We start from the raw sequence: 15,626 nt of genomic DNA, 5'->3' as shown, positions 1-15,626 counted from the left end.
CCGATGACCACACCCCGCCGCATCATTCCATTGGCTGCCATCGGCGCGTCCCTGCTGTTGCTGGCCAGTGCGGTAACCGCCGCCGATACCGTGCTGCATCCCTTCCTGGTCGCCCAGCCGGCGCAGGCCCCGCAGGAAGTGAACCTGGCGGTGGAGATCCCGGCCGGCAGCTTCACCAAGTACGAGATCAAGGAAGACGGCCTGGTGCACGTGGACCGCTTCCAGTCGATGCCGGTCGCCTATCCGGCCAACTACGGCTCGATGCCGCGCACCCTGGCCGGCGACAACGATCCGCTGGATGCGCTGGTGTTGACCCGCGAACCGCTGCATCCGGGCGTGATCGTGCGTTTCCGGCCGATCGGTTACCTGAAGATGATCGATGGCGGCGAGCACGACGAGAAGATCATCGGGGTGCCGACCGACAAGGTCGACCCGACCTACGCCAGTATCCGCGACCTGGCGGACCTGCCGGAGGCCGAACGGCAGCGGATCGAAGCATTCTTCCGCGTCTACAAGGACCTGCCGGCCGGGCGCAACCCGGTGCAGCTAAATGGCTGGGGCAACGCCGCCGAGGCACGGTCAGTGATCCGCGAGGCCATGCAGCGGTTCAAGCGCTAGAACCCCGCCGTGGGTGGGTGGCCGGACGCGCGCATCACCTTCACCGCCCCTGGCTATCATGTCCGCCTTCCACATCGAAGGCGGTGCATGTGTCGGTAGCGTTGGTATGGTTCCGCCGTGATCTGCGGCTGCAGGACAATCCGGCCCTGCAGGCCGCGCTGGATGCGGGTCACGACGTGGTGCCGGTCTATCTCCACGCGCCGCACGAGGAAGGCGAGTGGGTGCCTGGCGCGGCCTCCGATGCGTGGCGCCACCGTTCACTGGGTGCCTTGGACGCCGACCTGCGCACGCGCGGTTCGTCGCTGGTGCTGCGTAGTGGTGACAGCCTGCCGGCCCTGCAGTTGCTGATCGGGCAGACCGGCGCCGAGGCGGTGTACTGGAACCGCAAGTACGAGCCGGCTACGCAGGCGCGCGACGCCACCATCAAACGCACGCTGCGCGAGCAGGGCATCGACGCACAGAGCTGCAATGGCAGCCTGTTGTTCGAGCCCTGGGACATCGCGACACAGCAGGGTCAGCCGTACAAGGTGTTCACTCCGTACTGGCGCAACGTACTCAGTCATTGGCGCCTGCCGACGCTGAGTGCCGCGCCGAAGGCACTGACCGCGCACTCGGTCGACGGCCTCGCATTGGACGAGCTGCGGCTGGCGCCCACGCTGGACTGGGATTCCGGCTTCTGGGAGCACTGGCAGCCGGGCGAGGCCGGCGCGCTGGAGGCGTTGTCCGTGTTCGAGGACGGCGCGTTGCGCGGTTACCGCGAGCAGCGTGACCTGCCGGACCGGGTCGGCACCTCGCGGCTGTCGCCGCATCTGCATTTCGGCGAGATCGCACCGTGGCGCATCGCGCATGCGCTGGAGAGATTGCGCAGTGCCGGCACTGACGCCGACATCGACGGCTATCTGCGGCAACTGGGCTGGCGCGATTTCGCCTACCACCTGTTGCATCACTTCCCGAAGACGCCGACCGACAACCTCAATCCGCGTTTCGACCGCTTCCCTTGGGCCACGCCCACTGCAGCGCAACTGCATGACTGGCAGCGCGGCAACACCGGCGTGCCGATCGTCGATGCGGGCCTGCGCGAGCTGTGGCACACCGGTTACATGCACAACCGGGTACGGATGATTGTTGCCAGCTACCTGTGCAAGCACCTGCGTGCGCACTGGCTGCAGGGCGCGCGCTGGTTTTGGGACACCCTGGTCGATGCCGACCTGGCCAACAACACGATGGGCTGGCAGTGGGTGGCAGGCACCGGCGCCGACGCGGCCCCGTACTTCCGGGTGTTCAACCCGGTCACCCAGGCGGAGAAGTTCGACCCGCAGGCGCGCTACATCAGCCGCTGGGTGCCCGAACTGGCGGCGCTGCCGGTGAAGGCGCGCTTCGCGCCGTGGCAGCATCCGCTGCTGCTGGCGGCGCATGCCCCGGGCTATCCGCGTACGCCGCTGGTGGATCTGGCCGCCGGCCGCGATGCTGCGCTGGCCGCCTACCGGCAGACGGGGGCTGGGTAAAGCGCGGGCTGAGCGTTCCAGTCAGTTAGCTGAACGCGGCCCTGTTGCCTCGACCGATCATCATCCCGACATCGCATCGGGCTGTTTATTCTCTTTGCGCCCGTAAGCCGCCGACCCGACCGGAAAACAAGGAGAACCACATGATCCGCAACACCACCCGCAACGTCGCACTGGCCCTGATGAGTGCGGCCGTCCTGTCGGCCTGCGCCACCGGCGGCTCCTATGTGCAGAGCGACCAGTACGGCAACCCGACCGAACAGCAGAACCGTACCGGCCGCAACGCGCTGATCGGTACCGCCATCGGTGTGGCTGCCGGCTTGCTGACCGGCGACAGCGCCACCGAGCGTCGTCAGCACGCACTGATCGGTGCCGGTATCGGTGCGCTCAGCGGCGCCGCCGTCGGCCAGTACCAGGATCGCCAGGAACGCGCGCTGCGCGAGCGCACCGCCAACACCGGCATCGATGTGCAGCGCCAGGGCGACAACATCATGCTGAACCTGCCGGACGGCATCACCTTCGACTTCGGCAAGGCCACCCTGAAGCCGCAGTTCTACGGCTCGCTCAACGGTGTGGCCGGTACGCTGCGCGAGTACAACCAGACCATGATCGAAGTGGTGGGCCACACCGACAGCATCGGCAGCGACGCGGTCAACAACCGCCTGTCGAAGGAACGCGCCGATTCGGTGGCGCAGTACCTGATCGGCCAAGGCGTGCAGAGCGTGCGCATCGAAACGCTGGGGGCTGGCAAGTCGTATCCGATTGCCGACAACAGCACCGATGCCGGCCGTGCCAAAAACCGTCGCGTTGAAATCCGCGTGATTCCGCTCAAGCAATAACGCGTAGCGTTGTTGCTGTTCCGGCCTGGCCGGAACGAAAATGCCGCCCTTGCAGGCGGCATTTTCTGTAGGTGCCGAGCTTGCTCGGCACGCCGATAGCGCTTCCGGTTGCGGCTTCTCCGAACGGCGCCGACCAAGGTCGGCATCTACCGAGAGCCACGCAGCCGGAACGAAAATGCCGCCCTTGCAGGCGGCATTTTGTGGGTGCCGAGCTTGCTCGGCACGCCGACAGCGTTCCCGTTCGCGGCTTCTCCGAACGGCGCCGACCTTGGTCGGCGCCGTTCCAACCGCAGTCGAGCATGGCTCGACTCTACAGAAGCCGGTTACACCGCCGAGGCGGCGACCTTCTCCAGGATGCGCTTGCCGCTGCTCTCCAACGCCGCGTCTTCCTGGGCCTTCTGCTGCTGTGCCAGCTTCGCACCCGGGCACTGCGCCAGCATGTAGTTGGCGTCGAAGTTGAGCTTTTCCACCAGGAAATCGACGAACGCCCGCACCTTCGGCGAGACCAGGCGGCCACCGGCGAACACGGCGTTGAAGTCCACTTCCGGACCGGTCCAGCCGGCCAGCACGCGCCGTACCATGCCGGACTCGACGAACGGCTTGGCCATCACATCACCGGTCAGCAGCAGGCCTTCGCCACACACCAGTGCACCATTAAGCGCAGACATGTCGTTGGCGGTCATCAGCGGGGTGACCGGGAAGTCACGCAGCTCGCCGCCGTTCTCGCCCAGCTGCCAGGTGAAGCGCGGTGAATTGCCAGTGTGATACGGCTTGCGCATCGCCAGGATGCGATGGAACTGCAGTTCTTCCGGATGCAGCGGCTCACCATAGCGCTCGATGTAGGCCGGGCTGGCGAACACCTGCGTGCGCAGGCTGCCCAGCTTGCGCGCGACCAGGTTGGAATCGGGCAGGGCGCCCACACGCAGCGCCAGATCCGCTTCGCCGGCAATCAGGTCCAGCTTCTCGTTGCCCATGTGCATGTCCAGGCGGATTTCCGGATACTGCGCATGGAACTGGCCCAGCAGCGGGGCGATCCAGGTGATGCCGATCGAATAGGGCACGGTGAAGCGCAGCCAGCCGCGCGGGCCGGACTGCAACTGGCTCACCGCGCTTTCGGCTTCTTCCAGCTCGCGCGCGATGCGCTGGCAATGCTCGTGGTAGATCGAGCCGGCTTCGGTCAGGCCGAGGCGGCGGGTGGTCCGGTGCAGCAGCCGCGCGCCCAGGCGCGTTTCCAGCTCCTGCACTTTGCGGCTGACCGTGGTCTTGGGCAGGCCGAGCGATTTGGCAGCGGCAATGAAACTGCCTTGCTCGACCACCTTGACGAAGATCAGCGTCTCGTTGAGATCGTGGGACATGGTCGGGGATCCTGGACGTCGGGGATGGGACAATCGTGACAGAACGATTGGACCGGGAGCGGGATGATTATTCCCCTTAATCAGGACTAATCAAGTAAAGGTTTGAGGTCTATCGTGGCGCCATTCGTGAAATGGAGCCCCCTCGCCATGAGCATGCGCAACATTCTTGCCCGCTTCCGGCATGTCGGCCAGAACACCCTGGACCTGGCGATGACCGTCGAAGCCCGTCCGAGTTCCTTGGTACACAAGGACTTTCGTGAGTTTACCGCGCCCATGCGTCAGCAGCGTGGCGGTGCCATCCGCCTGGCCCCGCACAAGGGTGACCGGCTGCGCCGGATCGGGACTATCCCGGATTTGGGAGGAAATGTCCCGTGAATGGGATACTGACGCCCGAAGTCCTGGTCCTCGGCGGCACCGGTGCCGTCGGCCAGGGCGTGGTCGGCGCATTGCTGGAAGCCGGCAGCCCGGTGCTGGTGGTTGGCCGCGACCCGGGTCGGCTGGCGGCGCTGCATGAGCAGTTCGCCGACGAGCCTGGCCTGGAGACGCTGGTGGGCTCGCTCAGCGATGACGGCTCGGCACGTGCCTTGGCCGAACGCATCGCGCAGCGCCCGCGTCCGCTGGCGGCGGTCATCGCCGCAATGGGTGGCCCCTACCGTCGCGGCCGGGTGACCGACCGCAATGGCGATGAGCTGTTGGGGGCGATGCAGGCCGACCTGATGCCGCACGTGCACGCGGTGCGTCACCTGCTGCCACTGCTGCAGGACAACGTGCATGCACGCCGCTACGTGATGATCGGCAGCCCCGCCAACGCCAAGCCCTGGGCGGGCTACGGCGAGACCTCGATCACCACCGCCGCGCTGCGCATGTACGCGCAGGTGGTGCACCAGGAAGCGCAGGCACTGGGTGTGCGCGCGCAGATGCTGGAAGTCTGCAGTCCGGTGTGCACCCCGGCCAACGCGGCCAATGCGTGCATCGAGTGGCCAAGCTCGTTGCTGGTCGGTCGTCGTGTGGTCTCCCTGCTGGACGGCTGCCGCGACAACCGCGCCATCGTCCGCTGCGACAGCAGCGATGCCGAACTGCCGCGCGGCCTGCTGCACCTGGATGTCCCTCCACTGTGGCGCGATACCGCGGGCATCGCTTGACCTCGACCATGGTTGAGGTCGCAGTATGCGCCGCCGATTTTTGCAACACGTTCTCATATAGCTGTACCACCCCTCCGTACGGATGCATGCCATGACTTCCCCCAATACCACCCCACATCGTTTCGGCCATCGCATCGCGATGGTCGGCGTGTCGATCCTCGCCGCGGCCGTGCTTGCGGCCTGCAGCGGCGGCCATGCCGAAGAGGCCGGTGCTCCGCCGCCGCCGCAGGTCAGCGCCGCGCCGGTGCTGGTCAAGCAGGTCAGCCAGTGGGACGAGTTCAGCGGCCGCGTCGAAGCGGTGCAGAGCGTTGAACTGCGCCCGCGCGTGTCCGGCTACATCGACAAGGTCAACTACGTCGAAGGCCAGGAAGTGAAGAAGGGCGAAGTGCTCTTCACCATCGACGCGCGCAGCTACCAGGCCGAGTACGATCGCGCGGCCGCCGAGCTGGCCCGCGCCCGCACCCAGGCCACGCTGGCCCGCAGCGAGTCCGAGCGTGCCAAGCGGCTGTCCGAGCAGCAGGCGATCTCCACCGAGACCGCCGAGCAGCGCCGCGCGGCGGCCGACCAGTCCGGCGCCGCCGTGCAGGCCGCGCAGGCGGCGCTGGATGCAGCCCGCCTCAACCTGGAGTTCACCAAGGTGCGTGCGCCGATCGACGGCCGCGCCGGCCGCGCGATGGTCACCGCCGGCAACCTGGTCACCGCCGGTGACAGTGCCAGCGTGCTGACCACGCTGGTCTCGCTGGATACCGTGTTCGTCTACTTCGATGCCGACGAAAGCACCTTCCTGCGCTATGCACAGATGGCACGCAAGGGCGAGCGCCCCAGCGAGCGTGACAGCGCGCTGCCGGTGAAGGTCGGCCTGTCCGGCGAAGAGGGCTACCCGCATGCGGGCAAGGTCGACTTCCTCGACAACCAGGTGGCCCGCAGCACCGGCACCATCCGCGTCCGTGCGCTGCTGGACAACGCCGACCGCCAGTTCACGCCGGGCCTGTTCGCCCGCGTGCAGCTGCTTGGCAGCGGCCAGTTCCAGGCCATGCTGATCGATGACAAGGCCGTGCTGACCGACCAGGACCGCAAGTACGTCTACGTGGTAGACAAGGATGGCAAGGCCCAGCGCCGCGACATCCAGCTCGGCCGCACCGCCGACGGCCTGCGCATTGTCGAGCACGGCCTTGCCGCCGGCGACAAGGTGATCATCGACGGCGTGCAGAAGGTCTTCATGCCGGGCATGCCGGTGCAGGCCAAGGCCGTGGCGATGCAGCCGCAGGCTGCGCCGGCACCGGGCCGCGATGCCACCGCCGCCCTGAACCACTGATCCGCCGGCTCCTGATCCGCGTCCCCGCTTAGCTGCCGGCGCCAGCGGCAGCCTTCCCTGCCTTCGTCATCCCGGCGAGGGGCAGGGTGGCTGTTGCCCGCCGGACGCCTTTCCCAGGAATTCCTCCATGGACTTTTCCCGTTTCTTCATCGACAGGCCGATCTTCGCGGCGGTGCTGTCGATCGTGATCTTCGCCGCAGGCCTGATCACGATTCCAATCCTGCCGATCAGCGAGTACCCCGAAGTGGTGCCGCCGTCGGTGGTCGTGCGCACGGTGTATCCGGGCGCCAACCCCAAGGTCATTGCCGAGACCGTCGCCACGCCGCTTGAAGAAGCGATCAACGGCGTCGAAGGCATGATGTACCTGAAGTCGGTCGCCGGCTCGGACGGCGTGCTGCAGATGACCGTCACCTTCCGCCCCGGTACCGATCCGGACGCGGCGGCGGTGAAGGTGCAGAACCGCGTGGCGCAGGCGCAGGCGCGCCTGCCCGAGGACGTGCGCCGGCAGGGCGTGACTACGCAGAAGCAGTCGCCAACCTTCCTGATGGTGGTGCACCTGACCTCGCCGCAAGGCAAGTACGACACCCTGTACCTGCGCAACTACGCCCGCCTGCACGTCAAGGATGCGCTGGCGCGTATTCCGGGCGTGGGTGACGCGCAGATCTTCGGCGGCGGCGACTACGCCATGCGTGCCTGGCTGGATCCGGACAAGGTGGCTTCGCGCGGCCTGACCGCCAGCGACGTGGTGCGTGCCATGCGCGAGCAGAACGTGCAGGTCTCGGCCGGCCAGCTCGGTGCCGAACCGTTGCCGAACAGCCAGTTCCTGACCCTGATCAACGCCCAGGGCCGCCTGAAGACCGAAAAGGAATTCGGCGACATCGTGCTCAAGAGCGGCACCGATGGCGAGATCGTGCGCCTGGCCGACGTGGCCCGCCTTGAACTGGGTGCCGGTGACTACACCCTGCGCTCGCAGCTGGATGGCAAGAACGCGGTCGGTATCGGTATCTTCCAGTCGCCCGGTGCGAATGCGCTGGAGATTCGTGACCAGGTCATCTCGACGATGGACGAGATGCAGAAGACCATGCCGGCCGACGTGAAGTACGAAGCGGTGTATGACACCACCATCTTCGTGCGCGACTCGATCAAGGCCGTGGTCTCCACGCTGCTGGAAGCCATCGCCCTGGTGGTGCTGGTGGTGATCCTGTTCCTGCAGACCTGGCGTGCCTCGATCATCCCGTTGATCGCGGTGCCGGTGTCGGTGGTGGGTACCTTCGCCGCGCTGTACCTGCTGGGCTTCTCGATCAACACGTTGAGCCTGTTCGGCCTGGTGCTGGCGATCGGCATCGTGGTCGACGACGCGATCGTGGTGGTGGAGAACGTCGAGCGCAACATCGAGGAAGGCCTGTCACCCACCGCTGCGGCCCACCAGGCCATGCGTGAAGTGTCCGGCCCGATCGTGGCGATCGCGCTGGTGCTGTGTGCCGTGTTTGTGCCGATGGCCTTCCTGTCCGGCGTCACCGGCCAGTTCTACAAGCAGTTCGCAGTCACCATCGCCATCTCCACGGTGATCTCGGCGATCAACTCGCTGACCCTGTCGCCGGCCCTGGCCGCGCGTCTGCTGAAAGCCCATGGTGCTCCGAAGGATGCGCCGAGCCGCCTGATCGACCGCCTGTTCGGCTGGGTGTTCCGTCCGTTCAACCGCTTCTTCAAGTCCAGCTCGGAGAAGTACGAGCGTGGCGTAGCCCGCATCCTCGGCCGTCGTGGCGCGGTGTTCGTGGTCTACGCGATCCTGCTGGTCGGTACCGGCGTGATCTTCAAGCTGGTGCCGCCGGGCTTCATCCCGACCCAGGACAAGCTGTACCTGATCGCCGGTGTAAAGCTGCCGGAAGGTTCGTCGATCGCGCGCACCGATGAAATGCTGCGCAAGGTCGCCAAGATCGCCCAGGAAACCGATGGCGTGGCCCACACCATCTCGTTCCCGGGTCTGAACGCGCTGCAGTTCACCAACACGCCGAACACCGGTGTGGCGTTCATCCCGCTCAAGCCGTTCGCCGAGCGCCATGGCCGCACCGCCGCACAGATCAATGCCGAGATCAACCAGAAGATCGCCGGCCTGCAGGAAGGCTTCGCGTTCGCGATGATGCCGCCGCCGATCCTCGGCCTGGGCAACGGCAACGGCTACCAGATGTTCATCGAGGACCGTGGCAACCTGGGTTACGGCGCGCTGCAGAATGCGGTGCAGGCAATGCAGGGCACCGTTGCGCAGACGCCGGGCATGGCCTTCCCGATCAGCAGCTACCAGGCCAACGTGCCGCAGCTGGATGCCGAAGTGGACCGCGTCAAGGCCAAGGCGCAGGGCGTGCAGCTCACTGAGCTGTTCGACACCCTGCAGACCTACCTCGGTTCGGCCTACGTCAACGACTTCAACCAGTTCGGCCGTACCTGGCAGGTGATCGCCCAGGCCGACGGTCCGTTCCGCGAGACGGTCGAGGACATCGGCAAGCTGCGCACCCGCAACGACCGCGGCGAGATGGTGCCGATCGGTTCGATGGTCACCATCAAGCAGACCTTCGGCCCGGACCCGGTGCTGCGCTTCAATGGCTATCCGGCAGCAGACCTGGCCGGTGAGGCCGACCCGCGCCTGCTGTCCTCGGCCGAGGCGATGAACAAGCTGACCGAGATCGCCGGCAAGGTGCTGCCGGTGGGCATGACCACCGAATGGACCGACCTGAGCTACCAGCAGGCGACCCAGGGCAAGGCGGCCTTCATCGTGTTCCCGGTGGCGATCATGCTGGCCTTCCTGGTGCTGGCCGCGCTGTACGAGAGCTGGTCGCTGCCGCTGGCGGTGATCCTGATCGTGCCGATGACCCTGCTGTCCGCGCTGTTCGGCGTGTGGCTGACCGGTGGCGACAACAACGTGTTCGTGCAGGTCGGCCTGGTGGTGCTGATGGGCCTGGCGTGCAAGAACGCGATCCTGATCGTCGAATTCGCCAGAGAGCTGGAGATGGGCGGCAAGGGCATCGTTGAAGCCGCGCTGGAAGCCTGCCGCCTGCGTCTGCGCCCGATCGTGATGACCTCCATCGCCTTCATCGCCGGTACCGTGCCGCTGGTGCTGTCGCACGGCGCGGGTGCCGAGGTGCGCTCGGTGACCGGTATCACCGTGTTCGCGGGCATGCTGGGCGTGACCCTGTTCGGCCTGTTCCTCACCCCGGTGTTCTACGTGGCCCTGCGCAAGTTCGTCACCCGCAACGGCGGTGGCCAGCTGGTGCAGCACGGCGAGCCGACCATCCACCACTGACATGGAACCCCGTCGCCGCCGGTCACTGGCCGGCGGCGGCTTTCCCCTCACAAGGCATGCATCCATGAATACCCATCAGAACAAGATCGCGCTGGTCACCGGCGCCACCCGTGGCATCGGCCTGGAAACCGTGCGCCAGCTGGCCCAGGCAGGTGTGCATACGCTGCTGGCCGGTCGCAAGCGCGATACGGCGGTGGAGCTGGCACTGAAGCTGCAGGCTGAAGGCCTGCCGGTCGAAGCCCTGCAACTGGACGTGACCGACGCGGCCAGCATCGCCGAAGCGGTCGAGCAGGTGCGCCAGCGTCACGGCCGCCTCGACATCCTGGTCAACAATGCCGGCATCATGATCGAGAACCCGGCGCAGGCGCCGTCGGAGCAGTCGCTCGACACCTGGAAGCGTACCTTCGACACCAACGTGTATGCGCTGGTCGCAGTAACCCAGGCATTCCTGCCGCTGGTCAAGCAGGCCAAGTCCGGGCGCATCGTCAACGTGTCGAGCATGCTCGGCTCGCAGACCCTGCACGCGGATCCCTCATCGGGCATCTACGACTTCAAGATTCCCGCCTACAACGCGTCCAAGGCCGCGGTGAACAGTTGGACCCTGAGCCTGGCCTACGAGCTGCGCAACACCCCGATCAAGGTCAATACCGTGCATCCGGGTTACGTGAAGACCGACATGAACGGCGGCAACGGCGAAATCGAAATCGCCGAAGGCGCGCGCTCCAGCGTGCAGATGGCGCTGATCGGCGAATCCGGTGCCAGCGGCAGCTTCACCTACCTGGGCGAGGTGCTGCCATGGTGATCCGCACGTTGGCGATGGCCGTCTCCAGCCTGGTGCTGGCAGGCTGTGTCAGCGTCGGCCCGAACTACAAGGCCCCGGTGCAGGAACCGGTGGTCCTGCAGAGCGCACAGCAGCCGGTCTTCAGCACCGTTTCGCCGGTGGCCAGCTGGTGGGCGCAGTTCGATGATCCGGTGCTGGAACAGCTGGTGCATGGCGCCCTGTCGGACAACCTGGACCTGCGCGTGGCCGTGGCCCGCGTCAGCCAGGCCCGCGCGGTGTTCGTCGAAAGCCGTTTCGACCAGGCGCCGCACATCACCGCTGGCGGCAGCTACGACCGCCGCAAGCAACCCGATCCGCAGCTGGGTGGGCAGCGGGTGTTCAGTGAAAGCTACCAGCTCGGCTTCGACGCCGGCTGGGAGCTGGATCTGTTCGGCCGCAAGCGCCGTGCCGCTGAGGCCGCACGCGCCGACCTCGGTGCCGAGCAGGCCAACCTGGCCGATGCGCAGGTACTGGTCGCCGCCGAAGTGGCACGCAATTACTTCGAGCTGCGCGGAACGCAGAAGCGCATCGCGGTGGCCCAGCACACGCTGGAAAACCTGCGCGATACGCAGAAGCTGACCGAGGCGCGCTGGGAACTGGGCGCGGGAAGCGAGCTGGATGTGCAGAGCAGCCGCGCCCGCCTGAAGGCGATCGAGGCCGACATCCCGTTGCTGGAAGTGGCCGAGGCGCAGTCGCGCAACCGGCTGGCCGTGCTGCTCGGCCAGCGCCCGGAAGTGCTGACCGACATGCTCGCGCCGCACGACGTGCCGGCCTTCGCCAAGGCGCTGCCGCTGGGCGATACCCGCGAACTGCTGCGCCAGCGCGCCGACGTGCGCGCGGCCGAGCGTCGCCTGGCGGCTGCGACCGCACGCGTGGGCGTGGCCACCGCGGACCTGTTCCCGCGGTTGTCGCTGTCCGGCTTCGTCGGGTTCCTCGGCGGCGATGCCAGTGGCCTGGTCAATGGCAACAACAAGGCCTGGTCGCTGACCCCGTCGCTGAGCTGGGCAGCATTCGACTTCGGTACCGTGCGTGCACGCCTGCGTGCCAGCAAGGCTGAAGCCGAAGGCGTGGCCGCGCAGTACGAGCAGGCCGTGCTGCTGGCGCTGGAAGATACCGAGAACGCGCTGACCCGCTATTCCAAGCAGCAGGCACGGCTGGCGATCGTGGTCGAGCAGGCACAGGCCGCACGGCGTGCCGAATCACTGGCACAGATCCGCTATCGCGAAGGCTCGGAAGACTTCCTGACCCTGCTGGATGCGCAGCGCACGCAGCTGGCGGCCGATGACGCCCTGGCGGCGGCCGAGTCCGAAGTCAATGTCAGCGTGGTGGGCGTGTACAAGGCGCTGGGCGGCTGGGGGCAATCACCGCAGCAACCGAGCGTGGCGCAGGTGCAGTAACCGCAGGGGACGGAGGCAGTGGCTTCCGTCCCCTCCTGCTTTCAGGGCCACTGATTGGCCGGCACCTCGCGCTCGCGCATGCGCACGATGCAGAAGCGATGGCCGGTCGGTGCTTCCATCACCCACCAGCGTTTGACGAAGCCTATCCGGCGCGCGCCGAGCTTCTCCAGGCGGTCGGCCTCGGCATCGATGTCGTCGCTCTCGATGTCCAGGTGCACCCGTGACGGGTGATCGACCCGCTGGACTTCCACGTTCAAGCCCGCCGGTGCACCCAGCAGGTCGGCATACTCGGCGCCCCCTTCGACACGCGCCGCCTGTGCCTGCAGGCCGAGCGCGGCGGCCCAGAAACCGGCACCTGCGTCGGCGGGAAGGTCCTGGCAGTCGATGATGAATCCAGCCAGCCGGCTCTGGTGGGCCATGTCCTGCTCCGCAGTTCGGGGGAGGAGGCAGGGTAACGCGATGCGTTCCGCGTACATCTTCACCTTCGTGACGTTTCTGACTCTGCCGGAATGCCGGCCCGACGTGTAACAAGTGGGTCAGGCACTCGGGAGGACAGGCGATGGCGGATGGAAGGCGGGATACCCAACGGATGTTGTTCGGCGATCCGGGTCCACCCGGTGCGGGTCTGTCAGTGGCGGTCGTGGTGCTGCTGGTGCTGGCGACGATGGCGGCGGCGGTCGGTTTCCTGCGCCTGCAGGATTCGATGTTGGGGCTGGGCCTGATTGGCGTGGCCGTGTTCCTGGCGATCGGGGCCCGCATCTGCCAGGCGCGCGACCAGCATCAGGCGCTGTATCGCCTGCTGTCGCGGCAGCCACCGCCGTAGCGGCGGCTGCCGTGGCTGCTCAGTGCCTGGGCCAGTCCAGTTCGACCACCAGCGGGAAATGATCCGATGGCAGCACGCCACCGATGCGGCGGTCATCGGTCAGGAAGCTGCGCGCATGGAAGCCGCGCACCAGGACCCAGTCCAGCTGCACGGTGGCCTTGCCGGTGAAATCGTGGAAGGTCAGCCGCGGGCCCTGCGGAGCCTTCACCTGGGTACGGGTGTCCTGCAGCACGCGGGTGAATGCCTTGTAGGTGTCGCCGCCGGGTTCGCTGTTGAAGTCGCCGGTCAGCACGACGGGCAGATCGGCCGGCAGGTTTGCCACGCGCTTGCCGATCAGTTCGGCACCCTTGACCCGCCGCGGCTCGTCTTCGTCGCGGTAGGGCAGGTGGGTGTTCATGAAGTAGAAGCGGCGGCCGTCGTCGATGCGGCGGAACAGCGCCCAGGTGACCATGCGTGGATACAGGTTGCCCCAGGTGATGCTGCCGGGCACATCGGGCGTATCGGACAACCAGAAGTTGCCTGATTCCTCGATCGCCAGCACCTTGCTGTCGTAGAACACGCCCATGTGCTCGTCGCCGCTGCCGCCGCGGCGGCCCTCGCCGAACCAGCGGTAGCCGGGGAGGTGTCCTGCCAGGTACTCGGCCTGCTCCTGCACCAGTTCCTGGGTGCCGACTACCGCCGGGTGCGCATCGAGGATGACCTTCACCATCGCGTCGCGACGGTCGGGCCAGCGCTTGCCCGGCTCGGTATCGGCCGGGGTGCGCACATTGAACGACATCACCTTCAACGGCGCGGGGGCTGCGGCCCAGGCGCTGGTCGCAGGCAGGGCAAGCGCCAGCAGCGCAGACAGTACAGGGCGACGGAAACGCGACAACATCGTGGAATCCCTCCATTCCATGAAAACGGTTTCATGGAGCATCGCACGGATTGCCTGTTCATGGCTGTGCGCGCGCTGGCGGTATCCGCCGGTCGCCGCGGCGTATTCAGCAGGGCCTTGACAGCGCATTGACCCGCCCGCGCGGGCCTGCGTGCTAGAACGGCGCTGCCGGCCACTGAACCCGGCACCGCAGCAACCATCAACGGAACCACAAGGAGCTGTGCCATGACACGATTGATTCGCGCCCTGCAGGTGTCGCTGAACCTGCGTTCGGACAATTCCACGCAGTGCATCCGTTCCAAGTATCGCTACTGGAATATCTTCTGACCGGAAGGACTCCACGTATTCGATGACATCGCCAGGGAGGGTCGATGATCTTCCCTGGCATTGGAGGCAGGGCATGGATGAGCGTGCAGCGGATGCGGAAGTGGTTTCCATCGACGACCTGCTCGAACGCGTGCGTCGCGAAGGGCCGGTACTGCGCTTCAACAATGATGTCGTCGGCATCTTTGATCCGGCCCTGGCGGTCAGGATCGACAAGGCCAACACCGACCAGCACACCGTACCGGATTCACTGATTGATTTTCTCGGGCTGCGCAGTGGCAGGGACCCTGTTGCGTGGCGCGAGGTGCGGGCGTTGCTGAGCGAGCAGGCCGGGCGGCTGGCCAGTCCCGGCCACATGCGCGACCTCTACACGCGCATGCACGGCTTCCTTGCCCAGCGCGCGGACAGGCCGCATGACCTCAGCGAACTGAGCTGGTGGACGATCTCGCAGTCGCTGTTGCCGATGCTGATCGACGGCCTCAGTCGATCCGACGTCGATGCGCTCATCGGTGAGCAGAAGACCCGATACAACGCCATCGTGCTGCAGAACTTCTCGTTCTGGCGGCGGATCATCGACTTCCATCTTTCCCGCCGCGCGGCCCGCACGGTGTCGCGGCACATCCGGCGTCGTGCGCGCCAGACCGTGCCGCGCGAGGACTTCCTGCAATCCCTGCTGCCGCTGGTGCAGGGGGTCGGGGTGGACCGCGTGGCCTATCTGGTGTCGATGGTGCTGGCCGGCATGTCGGGCCTGCCGGGCATCACGGCGGCCAGCCTGCTGTACGCGATGCATCGATTTCCGCACTGGCAGGCGCGCATCCGCGAGGAAACCTCGGCGCTGAGCCTGGAGCAGTTGTATGCGCTGCCGATCAAGTCGCTGCCGTGCACGTCGCGTTTCGTCAAGGAAACCCTGCGGCTGTGGCCGGGACTGTTCGCCCTGCATCGTCCGGCCTCGCACGATATCGACATCGAGGGCGTGTGCATCCGCAAGGGCGGGGCATACGAGTTGTCGTCCTACTTCCAGCATCATTCGCCGGAGTACTGGCAGAACCCGGACAGCTTCGATCCTGATCGCTGGTTGCCGGAGCGACGCCAGGCCAACAAGGGCGCCTACGTGCCCTTCGGATTTTCCTCGCGGGCCTGCATCGGCAGTGCGGTCGGCCACGCGCAGCTGCTGCTGTTCTGCGCATTGGTGACCCGCGATTTCGAGTTGACGGTGCAGGATGAGCCCACGCCGTGGATGCAGCTGGAAGGCTTCGCCATTCCGGTCGATTTCATCGGTACGCTGACGCCGCGGCACGCCTGACAGCATCTGTACT

General features: G+C 66.5%; 14 protein-coding genes. 11 read left to right on the top strand and 3 right to left on the bottom strand.

The genetic code is table 11. From position 1 onward, the window contains the following. Positions 1-3: 3 nt before the first annotated feature. From AC5P53_RS09225 to AC5P53_RS09215, 3 genes are all read left to right on the top strand, one after another. Positions 4-618: an inorganic diphosphatase gene (locus tag AC5P53_RS09225; RefSeq protein WP_014646782.1), complete on the top strand. Its 615-nt coding sequence runs from the start codon at positions 4-6 to the stop codon at positions 616-618. An 89-nt stretch (positions 619-707) separates the two neighbouring features. After that, positions 708-2,123, top strand: coding sequence for a cryptochrome/photolyase family protein (locus AC5P53_RS09220; protein WP_032959146.1), 1,416 nt, complete (start codon positions 708-710; stop codon positions 2,121-2,123). 140 nt (positions 2,124-2,263) lie between these two features. Then, entirely contained in the window at positions 2,264-2,959 is a 696-nt protein-coding gene (locus AC5P53_RS09215) for a YiaD family glycine zipper/OmpA-like lipoprotein (RefSeq protein ID WP_014646784.1), read from the top strand. Positions 2,960-3,282: 323 nt separating this feature from the next. Here the strand turns inward: AC5P53_RS09215 and AC5P53_RS09210 are convergent, their stop codons facing one another. Further along, positions 3,283-4,314, bottom strand: coding sequence for a LysR family transcriptional regulator (locus AC5P53_RS09210; protein WP_032959145.1), 1,032 nt, complete (start codon positions 4,312-4,314; stop codon positions 3,283-3,285). 147 nt (positions 4,315-4,461) lie between these two features. Here AC5P53_RS09210 and AC5P53_RS09205 point away from each other — a divergent pair, with 147 nt between their 5' ends. The 6 genes from AC5P53_RS09205 (at position 4,462) to AC5P53_RS09180 (ending at position 12,286) form a co-directional block, all read left to right on the top strand. After that, complete coding sequence (locus AC5P53_RS09205) at positions 4,462-4,689, top strand: hypothetical protein (RefSeq protein WP_495227320.1); 228 nt, start codon at positions 4,462-4,464, stop codon at positions 4,687-4,689. After that, positions 4,686-5,456: an SDR family NAD(P)-dependent oxidoreductase gene (locus AC5P53_RS09200; protein ID WP_495227318.1), complete on the top strand. Its 771-nt coding sequence runs from the start codon at positions 4,686-4,688 to the stop codon at positions 5,454-5,456. The genes AC5P53_RS09205 and AC5P53_RS09200 overlap by 4 nt, the downstream gene beginning before the upstream one ends. Before the next feature lie 91 nt (positions 5,457-5,547). Further along, on the top strand, positions 5,548-6,771 hold the full coding sequence (locus AC5P53_RS09195) for an efflux RND transporter periplasmic adaptor subunit (RefSeq protein WP_014646787.1): 1,224 nt from the start codon (positions 5,548-5,550) through the stop codon (positions 6,769-6,771). Positions 6,772-6,898: 127 nt separating this feature from the next. Continuing rightward, complete coding sequence (locus tag AC5P53_RS09190; protein WP_053495139.1) at positions 6,899-10,069, top strand: efflux RND transporter permease subunit; 3,171 nt, start codon at positions 6,899-6,901, stop codon at positions 10,067-10,069. Positions 10,070-10,133: 64 nt separating this feature from the next. Then, positions 10,134-10,871, top strand: coding sequence for an SDR family oxidoreductase (locus AC5P53_RS09185; RefSeq protein WP_014646789.1), 738 nt, complete (start codon positions 10,134-10,136; stop codon positions 10,869-10,871). Then, the gene (locus tag AC5P53_RS09180) at positions 10,865-12,286 is read left to right on the top strand and encodes an efflux transporter outer membrane subunit (protein ID WP_088375443.1); all 1,422 of its coding nucleotides are present in this window, start codon (positions 10,865-10,867) and stop codon (positions 12,284-12,286) included. The genes AC5P53_RS09185 and AC5P53_RS09180 overlap by 7 nt, the downstream gene beginning before the upstream one ends. A gap of 41 nt (positions 12,287-12,327) precedes the next feature. Here the strand turns inward: AC5P53_RS09180 and AC5P53_RS09175 are convergent, their stop codons facing one another. After that, positions 12,328-12,705: a VOC family protein gene (locus AC5P53_RS09175; protein ID WP_014646791.1), complete on the bottom strand. Its 378-nt coding sequence runs from the start codon at positions 12,703-12,705 to the stop codon at positions 12,328-12,330. A gap of 140 nt (positions 12,706-12,845) precedes the next feature. Between AC5P53_RS09175 and AC5P53_RS09170 the strand changes: the two genes are divergently transcribed. Next, on the top strand, positions 12,846-13,109 hold the full coding sequence (locus tag AC5P53_RS09170; protein WP_032959134.1) for a hypothetical protein: 264 nt from the start codon (positions 12,846-12,848) through the stop codon (positions 13,107-13,109). A gap of 19 nt (positions 13,110-13,128) precedes the next feature. Here AC5P53_RS09170 and AC5P53_RS09165 read toward each other — a convergent pair whose 3' ends face one another. After that, entirely contained in the window at positions 13,129-13,986 is an 858-nt protein-coding gene (locus AC5P53_RS09165; protein WP_053495141.1) for an endonuclease/exonuclease/phosphatase family protein, read from the bottom strand. 400 nt (positions 13,987-14,386) lie between these two features. Here AC5P53_RS09165 and AC5P53_RS09160 point away from each other — a divergent pair, with 400 nt between their 5' ends. Beyond that, positions 14,387-15,613, top strand: coding sequence for a cytochrome P450 (locus tag AC5P53_RS09160; protein WP_495227315.1), 1,227 nt, complete (start codon positions 14,387-14,389; stop codon positions 15,611-15,613). Positions 15,614-15,626: the final 13 nt, after the last annotated feature.

It is taken from the genome of Stenotrophomonas sp. YJH_SMC_82, assembly GCF_059368875.1.
Note: the sequence above shows the minus strand (reverse complement) of the source record. Positions and strands in the feature narration are given on the sequence as shown.